Source organism: Rhizobium sp. BK512 (genome assembly GCF_014194915.1).
Taxonomy (GTDB): domain Bacteria; phylum Pseudomonadota; class Alphaproteobacteria; order Rhizobiales; family Rhizobiaceae; genus Rhizobium.
On sequence record NZ_JACIAS010000010.1, the window covers coordinates 35,388 to 60,114 of the forward strand.

A 24,727-nucleotide genomic window follows, 5' to 3' on the forward strand; every position below is an offset into this window, starting at 1 on the left:
ATTCAAGACTTCTGCTGTGTGATCAGCACTTCGCGGGCGATCTGGTCGAGCGGCAGGATACGGTCGACGCCGCCCTTGGCGATCGCTTCCTTCGGCATGCCGAAGACGACCGAACTCGCCTCGTCCTGGGCAACCGTGTAGGCGCCGGCCTGATGCATTTCCAGCATGCCGCGCGCACCATCGTCCCCCATTCCCGTCATGATGATCCCCATCGCGTTCGACCCCGCAGAACGGGCAGCGGAACGGAACAGCACATCAACGGACGGACGGTGGCGGGAAACCAGCGGGCCGGGTTTGACGGATACGTAATATCGCGCGCCCTGACGCTCCAACAGCATGTGCTTGTCGCCCGGCGCGATCAGCACGTGACCGCGCAACACCGGATCACCATCGGCCGCCTCCTTGACCTCGACTTCACAGAGACCGTTGAGACGTTTGGCGAATGCTGCGGTGAACTTCTCCGGCATGTGCTGGACGATGACCATGCCTGGCGCATTGGCCGGCAGCGCTTCCAGAAATTCGCGCAGGGCTTCCGTTCCGCCCGTAGAAGCACCGACGCAGACGACCATTTCAGTTGTCTTCGCCATTGCCCGACCGCTTGGCGGCGGCAGCATCGCATCGGCCGTCAGCTTCTTGGCCGGGCCTTCCGCCGAGGCCGAGCGGACGCTTCCCGCAGCACGGCGCGTATTGGCAAGCCGCGCATGCGAAGCGCTCTTGACCACTTCGCGGATGCGCATGGCATCGTCTGCCAGGCTATCCGCCGCTCCGATCTTCGATTTCAGGATGATATCGACGGCACCCGCCTCAAGCGCCTGCAGCAGAGTTTCCGAACCCGCCTCCGTCAGCGAGGAGCACATGACGACCGGAATCGGTCGTTGCGACATGAGCTTTCGCAGGAAGGTGATGCCATCCATGCGCGGCATCTCGACATCCAGGGTGATGACGTCAGGGATCTCTTCCTGGATCTTGCGCGCCGCCATGAATGGATCGGAGGCGACGGCCATGACTTCGATCTCCGGGTCTTCTTCCAGAACCCGTGTCAGCGTCTGCCTGACGCTGGCGGAATCGTCGATGATGAGGACGCGGACTTTTTTGGCCATAGGACCCCTCTCAGATGCGCTGGAACACCGTGTTCGAAACCTGCTTCAGGGGAAGGTCGAAGCCGGTAATCGATTCCGAGTGACCGATAAACATGTAACCGCCTTTCGCCAGGCAGCCGCAGAGACGGGTGAGCACACCGGCCTGCGTCTGCTTGTCGAAGTAGATCAGCACGTTGCGGCAAAAGATCAGGTGCATCATGTCGCCAATAGGATATTTCTCATCCATCAGGTTCATGCGGGCGAAGCCGACACGGCTGCGCAGCTTCGGCGAAATCCGAACTTCACGGCGGCCCTGCTGCTTGGCAACCATAACATATTTCTTCTGCAGGTCGCGCGGCACCGGGGCGACCAGATCTTCCGCATAAATACCCCGGCGCGCGGTCTGCAGGACATCGGTGGAGAGATCCGTCGCCAGCACATTGTAGGACACATCGCTGCGGCCCCCGACGAATTCGGCCAGCACCATTGCCATCGTGTAGGGTTCGGCACCGGTCGAGCACGCAGAACTCCATGTGCGGATCGTGCGCAGGCCGCTGTCGGCGAGCGTCGGCAGGGCGACGGTCTGCATATACTCGAAATGCTTGGCTTCCCGGAAGAAGTCGGTCTTGTTGGTCGTTACGACATCGATCAGGTAGATGGTCTCCTGATCGAGACCACCCTCGTTGAACAGGAAATCGCAATAATCGTCGAAGCTCGCATGGCGCGTGGCGCGCAGGCGCCGGCGCAGCCGACCCTCCAGCATCGTCAGCTTCGTCGGCGGCATCTTGATGCCGCTATAGTCGTAGATGAACCGCGCCAGCTTGTCGAAATTACGCTTGCTGATCCTGTCGCCCGGCAACTGGGCTTCTACCGCTGCCATACTCATAACACGCAACACTCCGGGTAGTCTTGAGGGCCTCAGGCGGCCGATTGCAGGACAGAGGCGTCCTCGCGCGACAGAAGCCGGGCAAGGTCGACGATGACAACGAAGCCGTTCTCACGACGCACCACGCCTGCAATGTAATCCGATCGCCAGCGTACGCCGATATCGGGCGCAGCTTCGATCTGGTCGCGGCGGAACGGTGTCACTTCGAAAACGCGGTCGGCAACGAGGCCGAGCGTCAGAAGGCGATTTTCCATGGGAACGTCGAGAACCAGCACACGCGTATGCGGCGTCGGCACCGTCTTCGACATGCCGAGCTTCAGGCGCAGGTCGATCGTCGGGACGCCCTGTCCGCGCACATCGCGCAGACCGAGCAGATAGTCGGGACCGTTCGGAATCTTGAACGCTTCGGCGTAGTCGAGGATTTCGCGCACCACCTCCACCGGAACGGCGAAGATCTCCTCGCCGAGGCTGAAGGTCACGAATTGAGCTTCCAGAGATGTTGTCGCCATGATCAACCGCTTTCCTTGGATTCGGGCGGCCCCATTATCGGGGACGCCTGTTAATATATTGGAAGGACCTGATACTCAGGCGCTTTCCTTGAACTCGGCATCCCCCTCGTCGGGACCGCCCATCGACATGTCCAGAGCAAAGCCCTTGGCGCGTGCCTGCTGGGCAGAAACCGTGTTGGCGGGCGCGGCCTTCTTGGCGACCGGCTTGCGAGCTGCAGCCGGAGCCGGCGTGCGAACCGTGACCTTGGCAGCAGGAGCGTGCGACAGGCGGTTGCCGGCCATGTCGACCTTGAAGAAGGCGATCGAGGCCTGCAGTTCCTCAGCCTGGGTCGCCAGTTCTTCCGACGTTGCCGACATCTCTTCTGAGGCGCCGGCATTCTGCTGGGTCACCTTGTCGAGCTGCTGGATTGCTTCGTTGATCTGGGCTGCGCCAATATCCTGCTCGCGGCAGGCCGCACTGATCTCGGAGACCAGTTCGGCCGTCTTGCGGATATCCGGAACCAGGCGGCCGAGCATGTCGCCGGCCTCCTGCGCGGACTTGACCGTATCGCCGGACATCGCACTGATTTCAGCGGCGGCCGACTGGCTGCGTTCGGCAAGCTTGCGCACTTCCGAAGCGACGACCGCAAAACCCTTGCCATGTTCGCCGGCCCGCGCGGCTTCGACCGCAGCGTTTAGAGCAAGCAGGTCGGTCTGACGGGCAATTTCCTGAACGATGCCAATCTTCTCGGCAATCGTGCGCATGGCCGCAACAGCGCGGTTGACCGCTTCACCCGACAGTTCAGCATCCTTGGCCGATTGGCGGGCGATCTTCTCCGTCTGGGCAGCGTTATCGGCATTCTGCTTGATGTTGGAGGCCATCTCCTCCATCGAAGCGGAAGCCTCTTCAGCCGAAGCCGCCTGTTCGGTCGCACCCTGCGACACCTGTTCGGAGCTCGCCGAAAGCTCCTGGCTGCCGGACGAGACGTTTTCGGCCGCAGCAATCGCGTCGGCAACAACACCGCGCAGACGTTCGACCATCTGCTCCAGAGCAATGCCCAGCGTATCCTTCTCCGACAGGGGCTTCGGAGAAACCGTAAGGTCGCCGTTCGAGATCTGGTTGGCAATCTGCGCCGTGTTACGCAGGTTGCCGGTCATCCTCGACATGGAATTGACCAGGTCGCGAATTTCGTCGTTGCTCTTGTGATCGATATTCTGTTCGAGGTCACCAATGCTGACGGCATCTGCAAGCTGAACGGCGCGTTTCAGGCCGCGCGAGATGTTGAGCAGGATCCAGATCGCAGCTGCCGAGGATACGACGATCAGGCCGATCGTCATCAAGATGAGCATGTTGCGTGACTGCGCATATTGTTCGTTGGTGGCCGCGTCGGTCTCGCCGACATTGCCCGTCACCGTATCGTTCAGCTTCGAGAGGATGGCGAGAAGCTGGTTCGTAACCTGCTGGCCTTCGCCCATCGAAATAGCGCCGGCTTGCGTGTTGGATTCATTGGTATTCTGCCTGGCGAGATCGGCAACACGGTCCTGCAGGGACGTCCATTTGCCGTAGAGATCGCCGAATTCGCTCATGCTGTTGCGGATATCCGGATCTGGCGATGCAGCAAGACGCGCCTGCAGTGTCTTGATCTGATCGCGGCTCTGGGAGATTTCGTCGACATAGCCGGTGATCTTCGTCGGATCCGTATTGATGATCGCGTCCTTTTCGGAACGGATCGAGCGCATCACCGCATCGGAGAGATCACCGGAGTCACGCAGGTTGGCGACCGGGCCGGCAACCATGACTGAGATGTCGTCATTGAGCGACGAGAGATTGTAGATCGAAAGACCGGCCATTGCACAGGTCAGGAGAACGATGAAACCGAACACCAGGCTCAGTTTGAGTTTGATCGTGAAGCGCATTCCAAGACCCCTTCAGGACTGCTGCGGATATCCCGCGAAATGACACATTGTGCCGCCGTAAAAACGCTTCATGCGTTGCCGGCTGGGCCGGTGTGTCCCGACGCGTCCATGCGCCGGCCATAACGGGGCCGCTGTTGCTGCGGCCCCGACATCTGTCCGCGGGGAAGCGCCTAAGCACTTTCCCGGAAATCATCGTCAGTCGTGTCCGGTCCGCCCATGGACATATCGAGAGCAAAGCCTTTGGCGCGGGCCTGCTGAGCAACAACGCCGTTGGCGGAAGCTGCCTTACGGGCTGCAGACGGCGCCGGGCTGCGCGTAGTCACCTTGGCGGCTGGTAAGCGGCCCTGGCGGCCACTCGCCGCCATTGCCTTGCCACCTGCCGTATCCACCTTGAAGAAGGCGATGGAGGTCTGCAGTTCCTCGGCCTGGGCGGCGAGCTCTTCCGACGTCGCAGACATCTGCTCGGAAGCGCCCGCATTCTGCTGGGTTACCTTGTCGAGCTGCTGGATCGCCTCGTTGATCTGCGACGCACCGACATCCTGCTCGCGGCATGCCGAACTGATCTCCGCCACGAGTTCCGCGGTCTTCCTGATATCAGGCACCAGGCGGCCGAGCATATCGCCAGCCTCCTGGGCGGCCGTGACGGTATCGCTCGACATGGCGCTGATTTCCGCTGCTGCCGACTGGCTGCGTTCGGCAAGCTTTCGAACTTCGGAAGCGACGACCGCAAAGCCCTTGCCATGTTCGCCGGCACGGGCGGCCTCGACCGCAGCATTGAGGGCGAGCAGATCGGTCTGGCGAGCGATTTCCTGAACGATGCTGATCTTCTGGGCGATCGTACGCATGGCCTCGACAGCGCGGGAAACGGCGCTTCCGCTCATCTCGGCATCCTTGGCAGATTGACGCGCGATCTTTTCCGTCTGGGCGGCGTTGTCGGCGTTCTGTTTGATGTTAGCGGCCATCTCCTCCATTGAGGAGGAGGCTTCCTCGGCCGCAGAGGCCTGCTCGGTGGCGCCCTGCGACACCTGCTCCGAACTCGCCGAAAGCTCCTGGCTGCCGGCCGAAACATTCTCGGCGGCCGCAATTGCATCAGCAACGACGTCGCGCAGGCGCTCCACCATCTGTTCCAGCGCGGTGCCGAGCGTATCCTTGGCCGAGAGCGCCTTCGGAGAGACTGTCAGGTCGCCCCCGGCAATCTGGGTGGCAATTTCGGCTGTGGCGCGAAGGTTGGCGACCATGCTTTGCATCGCGATGCCAAGCGTATCCTTAGCTGAAAGTGGCTTGACCTCGACCGAGAGATCGCCTTCTGCGATCTGGTTGGCAATATCGGCGGTGGCGCGCAGGTTGTTCACCATGCCGAGCATGGCAATGCCGAGCGTATCCTTGTCAGAGAGCGGTTTCGGCGTAACGGTGAGGTCACCATTCGAGATCTCGTTTGCGATGCCCGCGGTATTGCGCAGATTATCCGTCATGACGTTGATCGTGTTCACCAGATCCTTGATCTCGTCATTGCTCTTGATCTCGACCTTCTGGTTTAGATCACCGATGGCGACGGCGTTGGCGACATTCATGATCTTGCGCAGACCGCTGCTGATGCCGAGCGCGATCCACAGCGCGGCAGCGAAAGCGATGACGGAAGCGCCGATGGCAATGCCGATCAGCAGGTTTCTGGTGTTGCCATAGAGGGTTTCCGTATCGTCGTCGGCCTGGGTCATCGCCTTCTGCTGATGCGTGACAAGCGCCGTGAAGACGTCTTCCAGCTCCGTGACGATGGCACGAACCTCACCACCGGAATAAGCCGTGGCCCCCGCCCTGTCGCCGCTTTCGTGGATCAAGGCGACTTTGTTGGAACCATCAACGAAACGTTTGCTCAGCTCGATCAGCCTGTCCCATGTCGGCTTGCTGTCAGCCGTTGCGATCTGCTGGCCGCCTGTCGCAAACGCGAGCATTTCATCCATGCTCCTTGCCGAGTTTTCGTAGTGTTTCTTGGCCGTTTCAGGATCCATTTCCAGAAGGGCGTTCTTCTGCCACCTGATGGCATCGAGCTCGGCAGCTTTGGCTTCCAGAGCCAGTTCCAGGCTTTTTGAGGGGCCTGCGATCAGGTTGCCAACGGCATCGTTCAGCGAACTGAGGCTGATAATTCCAAAGACTGCACTACCCATTAGCAGCAGTATGACGAAGCCGAATGCGGCCGCGAGCTTGAGCTTGATCGTGATGCGCATCGCAATACCCCTATTTGAAAGCGACGGAATAAGTGTGGACCGGTGGTTTCCTTGGCGCGGCATCGCGCAGCAAAAACATTCCGGCAGGCGAAAACGGTTATCGAAGAAGTTGCGATCTTGCCTCCGGCGTTCCTGGGCACCGAAAGCCTGTGTCAGGGGCCGAATGCCGAGCCCCTGACGGCATCAACGTGGCAAAGCGCTCAGGCACTTTCCCTGAACTCTGCATCCCCCTCGTCGGGACCGCCCATCGACATGTCCAGGGCAAAGCCCTTGGCGCGTGCCTGCTGGGCAGAAACCGTGTTGGCGGGCGCGGCCTTCTTGGCGACCGGCTTGCGGGCTGCAGCCGGAGCCGGCGTGCGAACCGTGACCTTGGCAGCAGGAGCGTGCGATAGACGGTTGCCGGCCATGTCGACCTTGAAGAAGGCGATCGAGGCCTGCAGTTCCTCAGCCTGGGTCGCCAGTTCTTCGGACGTTGCCGACATCTCTTCGGAGGCACCGGCATTCTGCTGGGTTACCTTGTCGAGCTGCTGGATTGCTTCGTTGATCTGCCCCGCGCCGATATCCTGCTCGCGGCAGGCTGCACTGATCTCGGAGACCAGTTCGGCCGTCTTGCGGATGTCCGGAACCAGGCGGCCGAGCATGTCGCCGGCTTCCTGAGCGGCCTTCACCGTGTCGCTGGACATGGAGGAAATCTCAGCGGCAGCCGACTGGCTGCGCTCCGCGAGCTTGCGCACTTCCGAGGCGACGACCGCAAAACCCTTGCCATGTTCGCCGGCGCGAGCAGCCTCGACGGCGGCGTTTAGAGCAAGCAGGTCGGTTTGACGGGCAATTTCCTGGACGATACCGATTTTCTCGGCAATCGTGCGCATGGCCGCAACAGCGCGGTTGACGGCATCGCCAGAAGTCTCGGCATCCTTGGCGGACTGGCGAGCAATCTTCTCCGTCTGGGCCGCGTTATCGGCGTTCTGTTTGATATTGGCTGCCATCTCTTCCATCGAGGCGGAAGCCTCTTCAGCGGAAGCTGCCTGTTCGGTCGCACCCTGCGAGACCTGTTCGGAACTGGATGATAGTTCCTGGCTGCCCGACGAGACGTTTTCGGCCGCGGCGATAGCATCGGCGACGACACCGCGCAGACGTTCGACCATCTGTTCGAGCGCAACGCCCAGAACATCCTTGTCGGAAAGCGGCTTCGGGGAAACCGTCAGGTCGCCGTTCGAAATCTGACCGGCGATGTGCGCGGTTGCACGCAGATTGGCGATCATATCTTCCATCGCGATACCGAGCGCGTCCTTGTCGGAAAGCCGCTTCGCATCGATCGAAAGATCGCCAGCAGCGATGGCATTCGCCACGTCGGCCGTGGAGCGCAGATTGGCTGTCATCACATTCATCGTCGTGACGAGATCCTTGATCTCATCATTGGTGCGCACGTTGATCGTCTGGTTAAGGTCGCCGATGGCAACCGCATTGGCCGCGCTGCGCACTTTGGAAAGACCGGTGATGATGTTGATCGCGATCCAGAGAGCCGCAACGATCGAGAGCACCACGCCGACGCCGGCAATGATCATCAGCGTCGTAAAGGTGCTGCGGAATGCTGCGTCGGCGCTTTCGTCACCTTCGCTGATCGAGGCGCGCGTCAGGCCAGCCAGGGATTCCGTCAGCGCGTCAAGCTTTTCCGAAGCGACATCGCCGTCCGTCTGGTTTACCTCGATTGCGCGGTCGCGCTGGCCATTGAGCGCCAGCTCACGGATGTTATCGTTGAGCTTCGTGTAGTCCAACCAGAAGGCGCTAATCGCTTCCCACTTTTCCTTGAAGCCGTCGGCAGCGCTTTCCTGACCTTCCTTAAGAGCCTGTTCGAATGCCTTGCGCTGCGCTTCCATCTCCGAAACTGCCTGCTGCGTTCTCTGGGGCGTCGTCGCAAGCAGAAGGTCGCTTTCCGCGAGATTGAGCGAATCGAAGGCTCTCGCAAGGTTGGATGCATAGCCGTCCTGGCGAACCGGACCGGTCAGCAGTTCATCTTGCATGGAAGCGACGAGGCTGACGCCACGCATGCCGAAGCCTGCGCAGCAGAGGGTGACGGCAATGAGAAGCCCGAAGGCGATGGCTAACTTTGCCTTGATCGTGAAGCGCATTTGAATACTTCCTTGAAGTAGATCGACAGAGCTGGGGGCATTGCGCGACGTCCGGGCATGGATCGTCATTCTGCCGCTTATGACGGCATGCATGCAGAACATTCGGTTGCAGGAGATCATTGCCGCTCATTCCGCGTGCCCGTCGTCACGGACCCTGCCGGAAATTACGATCGGCTTGCAAAACCGCAGCGCGTCTGACTGCGGAAGGTCCCATCTTGTGGAAGGGAAATCCGATGCTCCGCCTGCCTGTATAACCTGGCAGGCGGACATCTGCCGATCGATACCGACGCATACACACGTCGGGTCTTTCAAGAAGCCGCGGGCAAGAAGTCCGCGGCGATGCTCGTATCGGCGAAGCGCTTAAGCGCTTTCGCGGAAATCGTCGTCACCGGCGTCCGGACCACCCATCGACATATCCAGGGCAAAGCCCTTGGCACGCGCCTGCTGGGACGCAACGGTATTGCCGTGATTATGGCTATGCGTCGCCGGAGCCGGCTTGCGTGGGGTGGCGGCGGCCGGAGCCTTCACCACCTTTGCAGAAGTCTTTGTGGCGGTCTTCCGTACGCCAGCGCGGGTCGCGCCTGCCGTGTCGACCTTGAAGAAGGCGATCGAAGCCTGCAGTTCCTCGGCCTGAGCAGCAAGCTCTTCGGAGGTTGCCGACATTTCTTCGGAGGCGCCGGCATTCTGCTGGGTCACCTTGTCGAGCTGCTGGATCGCCTCGTTGATCTGTGAGGCACCGATATCCTGTTCGCGGCAGGCAGCGCTGATTTCGGAGACCAACTCCGCGGTCTTGCGGATGTCCGGAACCAGGCGGCCGAGCATTTCGCCGGCGTCGCGGGCAGCCTTGACCGTGTCGCTTGACATGGAGGAAATCTCCGCGGCGGCCGACTGGCTGCGTTCGGCAAGCTTGCGCACTTCCGAAGCGACGACCGCAAAGCCCTTGCCATGTTCGCCGGCACGCGCGGCTTCGACCGCAGCGTTTAGAGCGAGCAGGTCGGTCTGGCGGGCGATTTCCTGAACGATGCCGATCTTCTCGGCGATCGTGCGCATCGCATCGACGGCGCGGTTGACGGCGTCGCCGGAAGCTTCCGCGTCCTTGGCGGATTGGCGGGCGATCTTTTCGGTCTGCGCGGCATTATCGGCATTCTGCTTGATGTTCGCAGCCATCTGCTCCATCGAAGCGGAGGCCTCTTCAGCCGATGCCGCCTGTTCGGTAGCACCCTGCGAGACCTGCTCGGAGCTGGCCGACAGTTCCTGGCTGCCCGAAGAGACATTGTCGGCGGCAGACAGTGCATCGGCGACGACACCGCGAAGGCGTTCGATCATGACGTTGACGTTGCCGAGCAGTTCGCCGATCTCGTCATGCGTGGTGATTTCGGCCATCTTGGTCAGGTCGCCTTCGGCAACTTCACGGACAACAGTGTTGGCGCGGTTGAGACCCTTGCTGATGGTATTTGCGATCCAGAACGCCGTGAGGACAGCGATCAGCAACGCTGCGGCGGCAACCGCGATCATCATCGTGCGTGTCGTGCCGTACTGCTGCTCGGCGCTGTCGTCTGCATCCTGCATGCGCTGTTTTTCGAGCGCCAGAATTTCGTCGAGCGTGGCGTCTATATCGTTGGCCGCCTGGCGAGCCGTCGTGACCGAGATATTGTTGGCGCCGTCCATATTGCCGGCCTTGATGAAATCTCGGATCTGGTCGTCGGCCTGATTGAATGTCGCGGAGAGTTGGGCAACGCGCTCCCAACGCGCCTTGCCTTCCTCGGTGGCGAGTTTCGTCACGGCAGCGAATGCATCGGCGAAGTCCTTGCGGGCCTTGGCGCCCTTTTCGATGGCGCCGGAAGCGTCATCGGCGTTGCGTGCAGTCAGAAGGTTCTTCTGCTGGCGGATGGCTTCGAGCTGGGCGATGTTGATCTGTTGCGCCAGGTCGAGGCGCGCAGCAGGACCGGCAAGAAGGTTGCCGATCGTATCGTTCAGCGAGCCCAGGCTGAAGATGCCGTAGGCGGCCGTGCCTATCAGCATGAAAATGATAAAGGTGAACGCTGTCACCAGCTTTGTCTTGATCGTCAATCGCATCGTCTTAACCCCTCAGTGATTGGCCCCCGGCTAGTTGACGGCCCCCGCCGTCTCATGCCTCGATGAGAAAATCGCCTGCAAATTCGGGAGGATGATGAACTCACCACCCCTCTTGACCAGGCAGTTGATGTAATCCGCGCGCCAGCGCATACCCACGCTCGGCGGCGGCTCGCTGGCGTTTTTCGTCAGCGTCGTCACCTCGTTCACCTTGTCTGTGCGGATACCGACGAGTGTCTGCTCCCCCTGCAGATCGACTTCGATGACGATGATGCGGCTGTCTATTGTCGCTTCCGAAGCCTCCATCCCGAAGGCGAGGCGAAGATCGGCAAGCGGAATCACCTTGCCGCGAAAGTTGATGACGCTGGCAACGAAAGGCTGGGCGCCCGGTACTGCGGTCTCGGGAAGCAGATCCAGGATTTCCTGTACGATGACTGCTTCCAGAGCGAAGGTTTCGCCATTGAGATCGAAGGTCAGAACCTCGACTTCTTCAGCGTAGTTCCAGTGCTTGTCGAATTTTTCGGCTGTTGCTGTGCTCATCCTGCCACGCGCAATTGCGCCTCCTGTTGCTGACCCGCGGCAACGAGATGCCCGACGTCAAGAATGAGAGCGACGCTGCCGTCGCCGAGAATGGTGGCGCCGGAGAAGGTCGCCACGTCGTTGTGCAGTTTCGACATCGACTTGATGACCGTCTGGTGGTCGCCGATGATCTGGTCGACCACCAGACCGACACGTTCGGTGCCCGTCGAGATGACGACCACTTTCTGGTGGACGTCCGGCTTGGTGCCTGTGCGGAAGAGATCGCGAAGCCTGAGGAACGGAACCAGGCTGTCGCGCAGCGAGATGAAGGAGCGGCCGCGCGAGCGCAGATCTTCTTCCAGCGACAGTTCGAGGCATTCCTCGACCGCCGAGAGCGGGATGACGTAGCGGCCGGAACCCACTCGCACCAGAAGACCGTCGATGATGGCGAGCGTCAGCGGAATGCGGAGAGAGACTTCCGAGCCTTGCCCGGGCAGGCTGACGATGTCGATCGTGCCGCGCAGCGCCTCGACCGTCTTCTTGACGACGTCCATGCCGACACCGCGACCGGACAGATTGGTGATCGCCGCTGCGGTCGAGAAGCCGGGAGCGAAGATGAGCTGCAGCAGCTCCTGATCGGAAAGCGGCTGGCCGGGCGCGATGAGGCCGGAGGATTCCGCTTTGGCGCGAACGCGGTCACGGTTGATGCCACGGCCGTCATCCTTGATGGAGATGATGACCTCGCCGCCGGACTGGTGGGCAGCAAGCGTCACCGTGCCGGCTTCGGTCTTGCCGGCGCCAAGGCGCTCGGCCGGCGGCTCGAGACCGTGGTCTATCGAATTGCGGACGAGGTGGACCAGCGGATCGGCCAGACGCTCGATGACGGTCTTGTCGACTTCGGTGGTCTCACCTTCGGTAACGAGCTCGATCACCTTGCCGGTTTCGCGGGCGAGATCGTGGACGAGACGGCGGAAGCGCGAGAAGAGCGTCCCGACCGGCACCATGCGCAACACCATCATCGTGTCGCGCAGCTCGCCGGAGAGACGTTCGATTTCTTCCGAAACCGAGCGTAGCGCTATATCCGAGCTGGAGCTTGCCAGCTGACTAAGGCGCGACTGGGCAATGACGAGCTCGCCGACGCGGTCCATCAGTTCGTCCAGGCGTTCGGCCGGAACGCGGACGTTTTCCTGCGCTTTCGCCTGGGCTGCCGCCTGAACAGGAGCTGCCGCCTCGCGCTTCACCGGAACCGCCTCGACGGGGCGGAATTCCGGAGCAGCGGCGGGCACTGGAGCGACAGCTGCTGCGGCAGGAGTTACGTCTTTCTTTGCTTCGATCGTTGCGGCCTGCGGACCGGCGATTTCCTGAACATCGAGCTCCATGTCATCCATGACGAAGATAAAGACGTCGTCGATGGCGGAACGGTCCTGTTCACTCGTCAGAACGACGTCCCAGGAAACGTGAAGTTCTGTCGGGACCAGATCGTTGAGTAGCGGAATTCCCGATCTGTTTGCGCGGACGGTACATTCGCCGAGATCGCGCAATTCATCCAGAAGGCCGAGCGGGTTGGTGCCGTTGGCCATGGAATTCGCCGGAAGGCTGAAACGGATGCGCCACGTCGTTTTCTTCTTGACGGGACCGGCGACGACAGGTGCTGCAGCCACAGGCGCTGTGGCCTCTTTGGCCTCCGACTTGCCGCCGACCGCTGCCTGGAGCTGGGCAAGCAGCTTGTGGCCGGTATCACCATGATCGGCATCGGGTTGCTCGACAAGGGCGCGCATGTGATCCTGCGCGGCAAGAACGGCGGCGACGAGCTCGGCGGTTGCCGGCACCTCGCCCTTGCGAACACGGTCGAAGGCCGTTTCGCAATGATGCGTGAAAGCCGCAAGCGCCTCGAAGCCAAACATGGCACCCGAACCCTTCAACGTATGAAGGCCGCGGAAGACAGCGTCGACGAGATCCCTGTTTTCGAGGTCGTGATTAAGGTCGAGAAGGCCGGCTTCGATCGCCTCGAGGCATTCGGCCGCTTCGGTTCGGAAGACTGCGACTGGATCAAGCGAGCTCATCTGCCGAGAACCTTCTTCACGATCTTAACGAGATTTTCCGGATCGAACGGCTTGGTGAGCCAGCCGGTGGCACCGGCGGCCTTGGCACGGGCCTTGAGGTCCGCGTCGGATTCCGTCGTCAGGAAGATGATCGGCACGCCGGCCTGGGCGGGCAGCTTGCGCAGTTCCTCGATCATCGTCAGCCCATCCATGACGGGCATGTTGAGGTCGGTGACGATCAGGTCGAAATTGCCGCTCTTGGCGGTTGCCAGACCCTCGGCGCCATTGACGGCTTCGGTGACGGTGTAACCTGCATTGGTCAGCGTGACCTTGGTGGTCAGCCGGATGCTGGCGGAATCGTCGACGGTCAGGATGTTTGCGCTCATAATGTCACCTCTTTATGCAACCAGAACTTCTGGTCTTCTTGATCGAAGACTTCCATAAATCCGGCGCGTTCAAGAACCTTGAGAAGCGAACCGCTGGCCGGAGCTGAAAGGGTAAAAGTCTTTCCTTCGGCCTTGGCCTGACGACGGGCGGATTCGATGAGCTGAAGAAAACTCAGATCCGCCTCCGCGTTTTCGGGAAGACTTACGGCAATACTATTATTGTCGCGAAACCGATCAATAATCTTCGCATATACTTCCGAAGCATTACGAATGCTCAGAGTTTCCGGAAGGGATATAGATTCGAAATATTTTGCCTGAGTATCCAATGCAGCCTCCATGGTCGGAGAAATACTTAACGACCATAAAAGGACTCTCATGACAGGCTTAACAGCGCGTAAACAGCGGTTGTAGGAAAGTGCAATTGGCGCGAGTCCCGACTCCCTGAATTCTTATCCGGGATAATTTATACTGAAGCTTTCTCATATTATAAAATACCATGAAAAAACAATATGATAGACAACACTTTATAGGAAGCTTATAAAATCTTGCCGAATAGTTTTATGGGTTGTTAATCACAACGTTTACGAGTCTGCGGCGTTTACCTGCCGTTTCCATCCTGCCCGTAAAAATAGAGTCAAATTGCCTGTGTTCATAAGTAAAGGTACAAATGTGACAAACGCGACGGCATCGGCACAGACTGCATTTTTGGCACCAGGTTCGGATATCAGCCAGACCCTAGAGTCGGCCCGCGCCCAGGTGGAGGAACGCTTCCTCGAAGGTGGTACAGTCCTGCTTTCAGTGATGGATGTCCTCAATCGTCTGTTGACGTCACTGGACCAGATCACCAAGGCGCTGGACAACAATGAGGCGAGTGACACCAGCGCCGATCTCAATGCGACCGTCCAGAACCTGATCGAGCTTCCGGGCTCTGAGGAAAAACGCCAGCAGGCTCTGACGGCACTTGCCCAGACCGGCTCGGAACTGCACCGGCATGTCGCTGATATGCAGGAGACGATGCGCTACCTGCGCACCTTCGCAGTGACGGTAAAGATAACGGGTGCGGGCCTTGCCGAATTTGCAGGCTTCGCTCAGGAAATCCTTGAGCGCATCTATTCGGGAACTGACGAAGTCAACCGCTTCGCCACCCATCTCGACAGCCTCCAGAAGGAGGTCAAGCTCGCCCTCTCCTTCGGCAACAATCTTTCCAAGAGCTACGCCGACACCGTTCCGGCAGTCGCCAGGGCGCTGAAGGATGACGCAAAGAAGATTGCCGACCACCGCCAGAGCCTCGGCACCATCGCCCGCGATGTAGGCGCAATCGCCCGTGGCGTGCAGGGGAAGGTCGCCTCCACTCTTTCGGCGCTGCAGATCGGCGATATCACTCGCCAGCGCATCGAACATGTGCAGAGCACCTTCTCGCTGCTGGAGGATTTCCTCGCAAGCGAAGACGGCGCTAAGCTCGATGCCGATGGACGCAAGCGCCTGCAGAACGTCATTCATCACCTGACAGCCGCGCAGATGGCTGAGATGTGCACCGACTTCCAGCGGGATTCCCGTAATGTCGTAAAGACCATCGCAAGCTTCAGCCAGGATACGCAGGAAATTCTGAGATTGCGCGACCAGATGAGCGGTCAGAGCGACGGCAGCGGTGGGAACTTCATGCGCGCGCTGGAATCGAGCGTCTCCGCCGCTCACGAGATCGTCAAGCAGGTCGATGTGGCAAGCCGTCAAGCCGACCAGGTCAGCCAGTCGACGATCGGCACCGCCGCAACGCTTCTGCAGTCCATCGAGGCGATCCGCGCGGTCAAGACCGATATCCATTACATGGCGCTCAATACCAACCTGCGCTGCAGCCGTCTCGGCGAAGAGGGCAAGTCGATCAACGTCGTCACCGCCGAATTGCGCATCTTTGCCGGCAAGCTGGATGATTCAGCCGATGCCATCGTCAATGGCCTGCCTGCGCTCGAAGCCTCGGCAGGGCGCGTTGCCCCCGCCGCCGGCTCCAGGAACGGCGGCCTTGCCGAAAGCCTCACGTCGGCCGTCGGCACGATCCGCTCCGCGGCCAACCTGATGGAAGACGAACTCAAAGTCCTTGCCGAACATGGCCGCGAGGTCGCGACCAAGATCAACCTGCTGATCGGCAAACTCGATTTCCAGCATGATCTCGGTGACGTGCTTGCCCGCTGCGCCGACGTGCTGGAAACCGTGGCCGGCGACCAGATCGCCGATATTTCCGACATTGCCGAAGCAATTGGCCCGCTCGACCGCAAGATCTTCAAGCTCTACACGATGGTGCAGGAACGCAATGTCCATCGCAACATCATTCCCGCCAACGAGGAAACAACAACAATGGCGCCTGCCGAGCCCGCCAAAGCCCAGAGCGACGAGGACTTGTTCGAGGACGCTCTCTTTTAGAAAGGCTGCAGCTCAATTGATGCGGCGGAACTTGTTCGCCGCTTCGATCGCCGCCTTCTGCTGGTCGTCTTCGATGCCGAGATAGAAATCCTCAAGCGAGGGATCGCTCAGTCCTGCACGCCGTGACAGGACGTACCACTTGGCCGCCTCGACCGGATCGGGCGCCGTGCCGATTGCATTGACGTAAAGATGAGCGAGCTTGTTCTGCGCAGCGACATTGCCCCGGTTGGCCGCAAGCTTCATCCATTCGAAGCCGCGCACGTAATCCTTCGGCCCACCGACGCCGTTGATCAGCCAGATACCCATGTCGAGCTGAGCCGTATCGAAGCCCGCCCGCGCCGCGCGCGCCATCCATTCGCGTGCCAGTTGCTTCTTGTCTTCGGGCAGGTCGGGCACCTGCTGATAGATCTGCGCTACCGCATATTGCGCGTCTGCGATGCCCTGCTCTGCTGCCTTTTCATAATAAGGCAGGGCAAGCTTCAATCCCTTGTCCCCGGGATTGTCGGCTACGAGCGTTTGGCCCCAGTTGAATTCGGCTGACGAATTTCCGCCATCGGCCGCCTTGCGCATATATTCGTCGGCCTTCGCCTTGTCGCGCGTGACATTGTTGCCCTCCATCAGGAGCAACGCATATTTGAACATGGCGGTCGGATCGCCGCCCTCTGCCGCCTTGCCATACCAGAAGGCAGCGTTCTTCATGTCCCGCTTGACACCGAGGCCCTGCGACAGGATTTCGGCGATCAGCGTCTGGGCCGCCGGATCGCCGAGCTGTGCCCGTGGCAGCGCCCTGTCCATGGCGGTCAGATAGTAGCCACGCTGATAGGCGCCGAACGCCTCGTCGATCGCACCCGTATATGGCTTTTCAGGTGGCAGATCGGGCAGCTTCGCACCCATGCGATCGAAAACCCCGACGCCGTCAGACGGCTCAATACCCTGCGGGGGCTGCGGTCGGTCGGTACGGAATGTCTGGCTTGGCGTTGGCGAGCGCTCGGTAACGGTTTCATTCGCCTGTGCCTGCGCAAACTCCGTCCGAGCCGCCAATAAGGCGGCTATACAAAAGAGAGCGCATCTCGAAAAGCGGGCGGGGATCGGCATAAGCGCGATATCAATCCTCAAACCGTGGCGCTTTTTCGTCAAGCAGGGCATTGATCTGAGCCACGATCGAGGGCGCCTGAGCCGGCTCGGCAAATACACCCATGCGCATCGCCACGAACTCTGCCCCGCTCTGCGCAACGGCAAGGGCGGAGGCCGGATCAGTGCCGCCCATGACGATGCACGGGATTTCGATCATCGACGCCCACCACTCGGCAAGCGCCAGGTTCTTCGGATGCGCCTCCGGCTTGATGTCGCCGTCGAGCTTGCCGAAGAAGATGTAATCCGGCCGCTCCTCGCCGACTTCCAGCGCCGTATGCCGGTCGGCGGCATTGCCGCCGCCGACGATCAGCTTGTCCGCATAGCGATCGATTGCGTCGGCAATCTCGCTTGCCGGTCCGGTGATGTGCAGGCCATCGGCCTTCGCGCGACCGACGACGCGGCTGTCGCCGGCAATCAGCGCCGCGGCACCCGCACCCTGAATAATGGGAACGAGCTTTTCCGCATGCTTCTGGAAGGCGCCGTCGTCAAGACCGTATTGCGGCAGGATAACGGACGCGACATCACCGCCTTTCAGCGCATCGGCGACGATCTTCGCCCGCTCATCGGCATCGGCGATATCGGGCAGAACGAGAACAAGGCGGCAGCGGTTTTCCGGTTCGGTCATGAAGTCTTTCCATCTGCGGCGGTTTTTCCCGCTCTATGGCGGATCCGCACTCGTTTTGAGTGAGTAATTCCGATAGAGGGGGCTTGCAAGGGGAGGAACTTCAAAAGCATGCCGCAAGATCTGTCATTCTACTACGCCGCAATCCCGGCTGTCATTCTCGTCGGGCTTGCCAAAGGCGGGATGGGCGACGCTTTGTCGCTGATCGGCCTTCCCTTTCTCGCCCTCGTCGTCGCTCCCGTGGAAGCCGCCGCGATCCTCCTTCCCATCCTCGTCTTCATGGACATGATCTCGCTGGCGATCTGGCGCCAGCATGGCGACTGGACGACGCTGAAGATCATGCTGCCCGGCGCTATTCTCGGCATCACCTTCGGCTGGGCGACCTCCGCTCTCGTGCCAGGCAGCGTATTGCGCGTTCTCATCGGTGCCGTCACGGTGGCCTTCTGCCTGCGTTACTTCTGGAATAATTTCGGCCCCGGCAAGGGGATAGTCGTCCCACCGCGTCCCCAACGCCCGGTACTGGCAAGCCTCTGGGGCACGTTTTCCGGCTATGGCAGCTTCGTCGCCCATGCCGGCGGCGCGCCATTCCAGATTTACGCGCTGCCGCTCAAGCTGCCGCCACGCGAATTCACCGGCACCAGCGTACGCTTCTTCGCCATTCTGAACGCCATAAAGCTTGTTCCTTATTTCGCGCTCGGCCAACTCGACACCCGCAATCTTCTGACCTCAGCCACGCTTGTGCCCTTCGCTCCGCTGGCGACAATGGCCGGTGCATGGTGTGTACGTCGCATGAAGCCGCAGATATTCTACCCTTTTATGTATGCTATGGCGCTGATCGCTGCCTTCCTGATCTTGCGTGAAGGCGTGCTTGGATAGGGTTGCATTCCGTTGCGATGCACAATTTCCTTGCTGGAAAGGCCCGTTTGACGTAGCTTTTTGACATGTCGAACACGGACCCCTTCTCTGCGATTGCCGATCCGAACCGGCGGTTCTTGCTGGAGGAATTGCGGCGCGCTCCAAAGACGGTCAATGAGCTTGCCGAGGGTCTGCCGATCAGCCGTCCCGCCGTGTCGCAGCACCTGAAGGCATTGCTCGAAAGCAACCTTGTTTCCGTGACCTCGGAAGGAACGAGGCGCATCTACACGGTCAACAACCGTGGTTTCGACAAGCTCAATCTCTGGCTGGATCAGTTCTGGGCCTGAAGGCACCCTCTTCTCGCAAAAACGCCAGCCCGATGCCGCATGCAAGGGACTGGCGCTCGATTTCGGTTATTCACCGGGTCTTGCTTGATAGTCGAGAAAATTTGGGAATTTCACCTTTTCTTTCACAAGACTAACGTCCGGCGATAGCCTGGAAAGATCAATGGACGGATGACTTGAGACGCTCGATCTCGTCCTTGATGCGCAGCTTACGGCGCTTGCATTCGGCAAGTTCAGTATCGGAAATAGAGGGAGATGTTCTCAGGGCATGCAACTCCTCCTCGAGAGCGACATGCTTTTTCTGGAGCGATTCAAGATGAGCTTGAACAGTCATTTGACCCTTCCTTCCTCTTACCCTTCCCCAGCCATCCATTGCCAGGGATCCAAGGTGTCAACCAGCGGACTGTGACACATTTTTGAAGGCTTGTCGAAGGCCAAAAGATGAAGACTAAGCGGCAAATTCATGATCAACACTAACTTCCCGTTACCTCTATTTGGTGATAGGAGCTTGCGGAAATTATCGGCAGACCGGACAAGGTCCGAAGACGATTATGGGGAATGCAAATGGCCGATCAGGAACAGGCGGAAATCAGGCTCATGGCGGCGCGTCTGCGTCAGGAGCACGAGGATTACGACGCCGCGATCAACGCCATGATTGAGACGGGCTGCGACGCCCTCCGCATCCAGCGTATGAAAAAGAAGAAGCTGGTCATCAAGGACAAGCTCTCCAAGCTGGAAGACCAGATCATCCCTGACATCATCGCCTGAAGGAACGATTGTGACGATAACAGACAGACCGCCAGTCGCCATCATCATGGGCAGCCAGTCCGACTGGGAGACCATGAAGAATGCTGCCGATACGCTGGAGGCGCTGGAAATCGAGTATGATGCACGCATCATCTCGGCTCATCGTACACCTGACCGGCTCGTGACATTCGCCAAGGGCGCGCGCGCCGAGGGCTTCAAGATCATCATCGCGGGCGCTGGCGGCGCGGCTCACCTTCCGGGCATGACGGCGGCCATGACGCCGCTGCCGGTTTTCGGTGTGCCTGTGCAGTCCAAGACCATGTCCGGCCAGGACAGCCTGTTGTCCATCGTCCAGATGCCGGGCGGCATCCCCGTCGGCACGCTTGCCATCGGCAAGGCCGGTGCGATCAATGCGGCCCTTCTTGCCGCTGCCGTGCTCGCCCTTTCCGACGACGAGATCGCCGAGCGCCTCGACGAATGGCGCGAGCGCCAGAGCGCTTCCGTCGCCGAATATCCTATGGACGATCTCTGATGGTAAGGACGATAGGCATCATCGGCGGCGGCCAGCTCGGCCGCATGCTTGCCATGGCCGCAGCACGGCTGAATTTCCGCACTGTTATACTGGAACCGCAAGCCGATAGCCCCGCCGCGCAGCTCGCCAACAGCCAGATCACCGCCGCCTATGACGACCCTTCAGCGCTCGCCGAACTGGCGGGGCTCTGCGACGTCGTCACCTACGAATTCGAGAACGTGCCCGTCGCCGCTGCCGAAACGCTGGCAAAGAGCGTGCCGGTCTACCCGCCCCCGAAGGCGCTGGAAGCTGCTCAGGACCGGCTGGTCGAAAAGCGCTTCATCAACGGCTGCAACATTCCGACAGCCCGTTTCCACGCCATCGACAGCCAGCCCGATCTCGAGCAGGCACTGAAGGATTTCGGTGGCCAGGGCGTATTGAAGACCCGGCGCCTGGGCTATGACGGCAAGGGCCAGAAGGTGTTCCGCTCGCCAGCCGACAATCCTGACGGCGCCTATGCGGAGCTTGGCTCTGTGCCGCTCATCCTCGAAAGCTTCATCGCCTTCGAACGCGAGGTCTCGATCATCGCAGCGCGCGCTACCGATGGTACCGTGCTCTGCTTCGACCCGGCCGAAAACGTCCACCGCAACGGCATCCTGCATACTTCGACAATTCCGGCGACAATCTCCGCCACCACCGCCGAGGCGGCGCGCAAGGCGGCCGAACAAATTCTGGGCGCGCTCGAGTATGTCGGCGTCATCGGCATCGAGTTCTTCGTGCTTGCCGATGGCAGCCTCGTCGCCAACGAGATGGCACCGCGCGTCCACAATTCCGGCCATTGGACGGAAGCGGCCTGCGTCGTCTCGCAATTCGAGCAACATATCCGTGCCGTGGCCGGCTTGCCTCTCGGCAACCCGCGCCGCCACTCCAATTGCGTGATGCAAAATCTGATAGGCGACGATATCCTTGCTGTTCCGGACTGGTTGAAACGCGACGGTACGCTCGTACATCTCTACGGCAAGACAGAGTCGCGGCCTGGCCGGAAGATGGGTCATGTGACGACGCTGACGGGTAAAGCCTCCTGAACTGGTGCCCCCCACCGCCTGAAACCCACGGAAAAAAGCCTTCACGTGGTTGACACAGGGCAGAGGTCGGGTTATCTGCTCCCCCACCTAAAGAGCGCGCCCAGCCGGCGCGCTTTTGATTGTTAAAAGACACGGGCGAATGTGAATTCCCCCAGAAACATCGCGGATCAGAAAAATGAAGATCAAGAATTCGCTCAAGTCGCTCAAGGCGCGTCATCGTGACAACCGTCTCGTTCGCCGTAAGGGCCGCATCTACATCATCAACAAGCAGAACCCGCGCTACAAGGCTCGTCAGGGCTGATTGTACGCGTATCCGGTCGCGTGCCCACGGGCGCGCATATCGGTGGGTCGCTTCGGTGATCACGTCAAATTTGTTTGATCTTCAGCAGTGGCGGGCTAATATGTCCGCCATGCGCTTTTTTGCTATGACCTCAGCGGCGCTGCCGCTTGCCCTCATCCTGTTTGCTCCTGCCCTTCCTGCTGTCGCACAGCAGAAGGATGTTATTGTCGAACAGCCTGATAATGCCGATTCGTCGCCGAAGCAGCGTCTCGACCAACTCTATGGTCAATTGAAACGCGAGCGCGATCCCGAAAAGGCAAGCAGCATCGCCAATCAGATCCGCATGGAATGGAACGATTCCAACAGCGCGACGATCAATCTCCTGATGCAATGGGCCGACAAGGCGATCGAAGACAAGCGTAATCCCGCAGCGCTCGATTTTCTCGATGAAGCCATCGCGCTTAAACCGACCTATGCCGAAAGCTGGAACCGTCGTGCAACGCTGAACTTCGTGCTCGGCAACTATCGCAAGTCGATGGCCGACATCGAACAGGTGCTGAAGCTCGAGCCCCGTCATTTCGGCGCCCTCTCAGGCATGGCGGCCATCCTCGCCACCACAGGCAATGACGAGATTACACTCAAGGCCTGGGAGCGAGTTCTGGACGTCTATCCTGCGGATCGTGCCGCACAGGAGCAGGTCAATACGCTCTCGGAAAAGCTTGCCGGCAACCGCACGTGACAGATCCGGCATGGGCTTGACCGCGTAAGAAGACGCACAATCTTAGCTTGATGATATCGTCACTGTGCAGTTGAAGCTATGCTTGCCGAAGTCTCCGCCCTCCTCGCTCCCATCGCCGCCGCCATCGGCTATTCCTCCTACAAGGCCCGTCAATTCGAGCATGCCTATCCCAATATCGGAGAACTGACCGATATTGGCGGCTATCGCATGAACGCAGTGCATGTTCCGCGCCCGGATGCCGCCGATCTTCCGCCCCTGGTCTTCATTCACGGTGCAAGCGGTAATCTACTCGACCAGATCGGCGCTTTTCGCGAACCACTGGAGGGCCGCGCCGAGATGCTCTTCGTCGATCGACCTGGTCACGGCTACTCCGAGCGGGGCGGGCCGGAAAACGCGCTGCCGTCGGGCCAGGCCGACGCCATTGCCAAACTGATGGAAAAGCGTGGGATTGAAAAGGCGGTTATCGTCGGCCATTCCTTCGGCGGCGCGATCGCTGCGGCCTTCGGCGTGCGCCATCCCGAAAAGACAGCCGGCCTGCTGTTTCTGGCACCTGCCTCCCATCCATGGCCCGGCGGCATCGACTGGTATTACCATGTCGCGACAACACCCGTTATCGGCTGGCTCTTCAATCATGCAGTCGTCGTCCCCCTCGGCCTACGGCGGCTGGAGCGCGGCACGCTGAATGTCTTCCGCCCCAATCCCCGGCCCCTTGACTACGTCGCCAGAACCGGACCGTCGCTGGTGTTGCGACCGCGCGCCTTTTACAACAACGCCACCGACTTCAAACGGCTTCACGAATATCTGACGGCCAATGCGCCGCACTATTCCGAGATCTCAGCGCCATCAGTCATCATCACCGGCGACCAGGACGAGATCGTCTGGGAACATCTGCATTCGCGTGGCCTGGCGCGGGATATCAGCGGATCGGAACTCGTTACCGTCAGAGGTGTCGGCCACAAGCCTGACTATCTTGCGACCGATGTTGCCATTGCGGCCATGGAGAAGATTGCCGGCCAGCCCCGCGACCTCGCGACAATAGCCCGCAAGGCGGAGGAGCGGCTTGCCGGCTCTTCCGTCGATCAGACGGTCGGAACAGTGCCACCGTCAATCGTATATTCCGCACCATGAATGGAGGCGGCACGCGGCGAGGCGAGGAAAGCCACGAGCTCAGCCACCTCTTCCGGGCGGCCCGGCCGGCCGATCGGTATGCCGCCAAGCGAATCCATCAACAGCCTGCGGCCGCCGTCCTCGTCGGTGCCGGCCTCTGCAGCAATGCGCTGGATCAGGGCGGTGGCAGCCGTAGTTTCGATGAAGCCGGGCGCAACGACATTCACCCGGACGCCCTTCGACCCGACCTCCTTGGATAATCCCTTGCTGTAATTCGACAATCCGGCCTTGGCCGCAGCGTAAGCAAGCGTGGCTTCATAGAGCGGCAGCCGTCTCTGGATCGAGGAAATATGGATGATGACGCCGTGGCCACGTTCGATCATGCCGGGCAGGAATGCCCTGTCGAGCCGCACCGGCGCGAACAGATTGGCATTGATATCCGCCTGCCAGTGCGCATCCGTCAGAGCCGCAAAACCGCCACTCGGCGCAGACGAACCACCGACATTATTCACGAGGATATCGAGGCCGCCGAAAGCCTCCGCCACGCTCGAGGCGACGGCGTTGACGCCCTCCGCCGTGCTGATATCAGCCTGGACGAACAGCGCAGACGCCTGGCCCTCCGGAAGGGGCGAGCGCGCAGTCGTCGCCACCCTCGCGCCAGCTGCTGAAAGCCGACGCACAATCGCCTCGCCCATACCCTTCGTGCCGCCGGTGACAAGAACACGCTTGCCGTTGAATTCGTTCGGATCGAACGGAAAAGCCGCTTCAGCCGTCATGCATCGATCTCCAGATGGGTAATGGCGCCGCCGGCAAGCGTGAAGCGGTAACGCAAGGTGACCGGACTGCCGGGAAAATTACCGGTCACCAATGCAGCCACGACCGGCTTGTCGGCTTCGCCGGAGATCTTCCTCGGGTCGACCGTCACGCCATATTTGCGTGTCGTCTCCTCCATCCATTCGCGGATTTCAGCCCGACCACGCCTGTCCTCGCCCTCGTCGCGCACGCCGGCATCGGCAGCAAAACAGGCAAGCATGCCGTCTATATCCTTCTGGTTCTTCGCCGCGTAATAGGCCGCCAGCGGCTTCGGAAGCTCTATGCTCATTCGCAAACTCCTCTTCGGTTGCTTCCCGAAAAGAATGGGCATAGG

24 protein-coding genes and 1 pseudogene are annotated in these 24,727 nt (G+C 60.3%); 9 read left to right on the top strand and 16 right to left on the bottom strand.

The genetic code is table 11. The features are described 5' to 3' along the window. Positions 1-2: 2 nt before the first annotated feature. The 11 genes and pseudogenes from FHX06_RS29290 to FHX06_RS29340 all read right to left on the bottom strand — a co-directional run bounded on the left by FHX06_RS29290 (position 3) and on the right by FHX06_RS29340 (position 14,067). Positions 3-1,100, bottom strand: a complete 1,098-nt coding sequence (locus tag FHX06_RS29290) for a chemotaxis response regulator protein-glutamate methylesterase (protein WP_112968827.1) — start codon at positions 1,098-1,100, stop codon at positions 3-5. 10 nt (positions 1,101-1,110) lie between these two features. Next, positions 1,111-1,965, bottom strand: a complete 855-nt coding sequence (locus tag FHX06_RS29295) for a CheR family methyltransferase (protein ID WP_183881804.1) — start codon at positions 1,963-1,965, stop codon at positions 1,111-1,113. Between the two features lie 32 nt (positions 1,966-1,997). Beyond that, positions 1,998-2,474, bottom strand: a complete 477-nt coding sequence (locus FHX06_RS29300; protein ID WP_029869063.1) for a chemotaxis protein CheW — start codon at positions 2,472-2,474, stop codon at positions 1,998-2,000. A 75-nt stretch (positions 2,475-2,549) separates the two neighbouring features. After that, positions 2,550-4,370, bottom strand: coding sequence for a methyl-accepting chemotaxis protein (locus tag FHX06_RS29305; RefSeq protein WP_113211970.1), 1,821 nt, complete (start codon positions 4,368-4,370; stop codon positions 2,550-2,552). 170 nt (positions 4,371-4,540) lie between these two features. Beyond that, positions 4,541-6,001, bottom strand: a pseudogene (locus FHX06_RS29310) (methyl-accepting chemotaxis protein); the annotation flags it as partial. Positions 6,002-6,792: 791 nt separating this feature from the next. Beyond that, complete coding sequence (locus tag FHX06_RS29315) at positions 6,793-8,721, bottom strand: methyl-accepting chemotaxis protein (protein WP_183881806.1); 1,929 nt, start codon at positions 8,719-8,721, stop codon at positions 6,793-6,795. Positions 8,722-9,081: 360 nt separating this feature from the next. Then, complete coding sequence (locus tag FHX06_RS29320; RefSeq protein ID WP_183881808.1) at positions 9,082-10,797, bottom strand: methyl-accepting chemotaxis protein; 1,716 nt, start codon at positions 10,795-10,797, stop codon at positions 9,082-9,084. A gap of 30 nt (positions 10,798-10,827) precedes the next feature. After that, positions 10,828-11,334, bottom strand: a complete 507-nt coding sequence (locus FHX06_RS29325; protein WP_112544062.1) for a chemotaxis protein CheW — start codon at positions 11,332-11,334, stop codon at positions 10,828-10,830. Then, positions 11,331-13,376: a chemotaxis protein CheA gene (locus FHX06_RS29330; RefSeq protein WP_113145553.1), complete on the bottom strand. Its 2,046-nt coding sequence runs from the start codon at positions 13,374-13,376 to the stop codon at positions 11,331-11,333. The genes FHX06_RS29325 and FHX06_RS29330 overlap by 4 nt, the downstream gene beginning before the upstream one ends. Then, positions 13,373-13,741, bottom strand: coding sequence for a response regulator (locus tag FHX06_RS29335; protein ID WP_112544064.1), 369 nt, complete (start codon positions 13,739-13,741; stop codon positions 13,373-13,375). The genes FHX06_RS29330 and FHX06_RS29335 overlap by 4 nt, the downstream gene beginning before the upstream one ends. Further along, positions 13,738-14,067 (bottom strand): STAS domain-containing protein, encoded by a 330-nt coding sequence (locus tag FHX06_RS29340; RefSeq protein WP_113117311.1) that lies wholly within the window; start codon positions 14,065-14,067, stop codon positions 13,738-13,740. Before FHX06_RS29340 ends, FHX06_RS29335 begins: the two co-directional genes overlap by 4 nt. Before the next feature lie 343 nt (positions 14,068-14,410). Between FHX06_RS29340 and FHX06_RS29345 the strand changes: the two genes are divergently transcribed. Beyond that, positions 14,411-16,156 carry a chemotaxis protein gene (locus tag FHX06_RS29345; RefSeq protein ID WP_183881810.1) on the top strand — a complete coding sequence of 582 codons (1,746 nt, stop codon included), beginning with the start codon at positions 14,411-14,413 and terminating at the stop codon, positions 16,154-16,156. A 12-nt stretch (positions 16,157-16,168) separates the two neighbouring features. Here FHX06_RS29345 and FHX06_RS29350 read toward each other — a convergent pair whose 3' ends face one another. Then, entirely contained in the window at positions 16,169-17,251 is a 1,083-nt protein-coding gene (locus tag FHX06_RS29350; RefSeq protein ID WP_183881812.1) for a tetratricopeptide repeat protein, read from the bottom strand. 10 nt (positions 17,252-17,261) lie between these two features. Further along, positions 17,262-17,915 (bottom strand): thiamine phosphate synthase, encoded by a 654-nt coding sequence (locus FHX06_RS29355; protein ID WP_183881814.1) that lies wholly within the window; start codon positions 17,913-17,915, stop codon positions 17,262-17,264. 108 nt (positions 17,916-18,023) lie between these two features. Between FHX06_RS29355 and FHX06_RS29360 the strand changes: the two genes are divergently transcribed. Beyond that, positions 18,024-18,788 carry a sulfite exporter TauE/SafE family protein gene (locus FHX06_RS29360; protein ID WP_183881816.1) on the top strand — a complete coding sequence of 255 codons (765 nt, stop codon included), beginning with the start codon at positions 18,024-18,026 and terminating at the stop codon, positions 18,786-18,788. Positions 18,789-18,853: 65 nt separating this feature from the next. After that, positions 18,854-19,114 (top strand): ArsR/SmtB family transcription factor, encoded by a 261-nt coding sequence (locus FHX06_RS29365; RefSeq protein ID WP_029868735.1) that lies wholly within the window; start codon positions 18,854-18,856, stop codon positions 19,112-19,114. A 157-nt stretch (positions 19,115-19,271) separates the two neighbouring features. On the opposite strand, the gene FHX06_RS29370 is transcribed toward FHX06_RS29365, so the two are convergent. Next, a complete protein-coding gene (locus FHX06_RS29370; protein WP_007826474.1) occupies positions 19,272-19,445 on the bottom strand; it encodes a YdcH family protein in 174 nt (57 codons plus the stop codon). Between the two features lie 230 nt (positions 19,446-19,675). Here FHX06_RS29370 and FHX06_RS29375 point away from each other — a divergent pair, with 230 nt between their 5' ends. The 6 genes from FHX06_RS29375 (at position 19,676) to FHX06_RS29400 (ending at position 23,601) form a co-directional block, all read left to right on the top strand. Further along, positions 19,676-19,879 carry a YdcH family protein gene (locus tag FHX06_RS29375; protein ID WP_029868736.1) on the top strand — a complete coding sequence of 68 codons (204 nt, stop codon included), beginning with the start codon at positions 19,676-19,678 and terminating at the stop codon, positions 19,877-19,879. A gap of 16 nt (positions 19,880-19,895) precedes the next feature. Next, positions 19,896-20,390: a 5-(carboxyamino)imidazole ribonucleotide mutase gene (gene purE / locus FHX06_RS29380; RefSeq protein ID WP_029868737.1), complete on the top strand. Its 495-nt coding sequence runs from the start codon at positions 19,896-19,898 to the stop codon at positions 20,388-20,390. Beyond that, positions 20,387-21,454 (top strand): 5-(carboxyamino)imidazole ribonucleotide synthase, encoded by a 1,068-nt coding sequence (locus FHX06_RS29385; protein WP_183881987.1) that lies wholly within the window; start codon positions 20,387-20,389, stop codon positions 21,452-21,454. Before purE ends, FHX06_RS29385 begins: the two co-directional genes overlap by 4 nt. 175 nt (positions 21,455-21,629) lie before the next feature. Then, positions 21,630-21,755, top strand: a complete 126-nt coding sequence (gene ykgO / locus FHX06_RS29390) for a type B 50S ribosomal protein L36 (RefSeq protein ID WP_007826467.1) — start codon at positions 21,630-21,632, stop codon at positions 21,753-21,755. Positions 21,756-21,855: 100 nt separating this feature from the next. After that, on the top strand, positions 21,856-22,473 hold the full coding sequence (locus FHX06_RS29395) for a hypothetical protein (protein WP_112544069.1): 618 nt from the start codon (positions 21,856-21,858) through the stop codon (positions 22,471-22,473). Between the two features lie 78 nt (positions 22,474-22,551). After that, the gene (locus tag FHX06_RS29400; protein WP_113145549.1) at positions 22,552-23,601 is read left to right on the top strand and encodes an alpha/beta fold hydrolase; all 1,050 of its coding nucleotides are present in this window, start codon (positions 22,552-22,554) and stop codon (positions 23,599-23,601) included. Here the strand turns inward: FHX06_RS29400 and FHX06_RS29405 are convergent. Together FHX06_RS29405 and FHX06_RS29410 are read right to left on the bottom strand one after the other, a co-directional pair. After that, positions 23,553-24,356, bottom strand: coding sequence for an SDR family oxidoreductase (locus FHX06_RS29405; RefSeq protein ID WP_183881818.1), 804 nt, complete (start codon positions 24,354-24,356; stop codon positions 23,553-23,555). The genes FHX06_RS29400 and FHX06_RS29405 overlap by 49 nt on opposite strands. After that, the gene (locus FHX06_RS29410) at positions 24,353-24,682 is read right to left on the bottom strand and encodes a nuclear transport factor 2 family protein (protein ID WP_029868742.1); all 330 of its coding nucleotides are present in this window, start codon (positions 24,680-24,682) and stop codon (positions 24,353-24,355) included. The genes FHX06_RS29405 and FHX06_RS29410 overlap by 4 nt, the downstream gene beginning before the upstream one ends. Positions 24,683-24,727 lie beyond the last annotated feature (45 nt).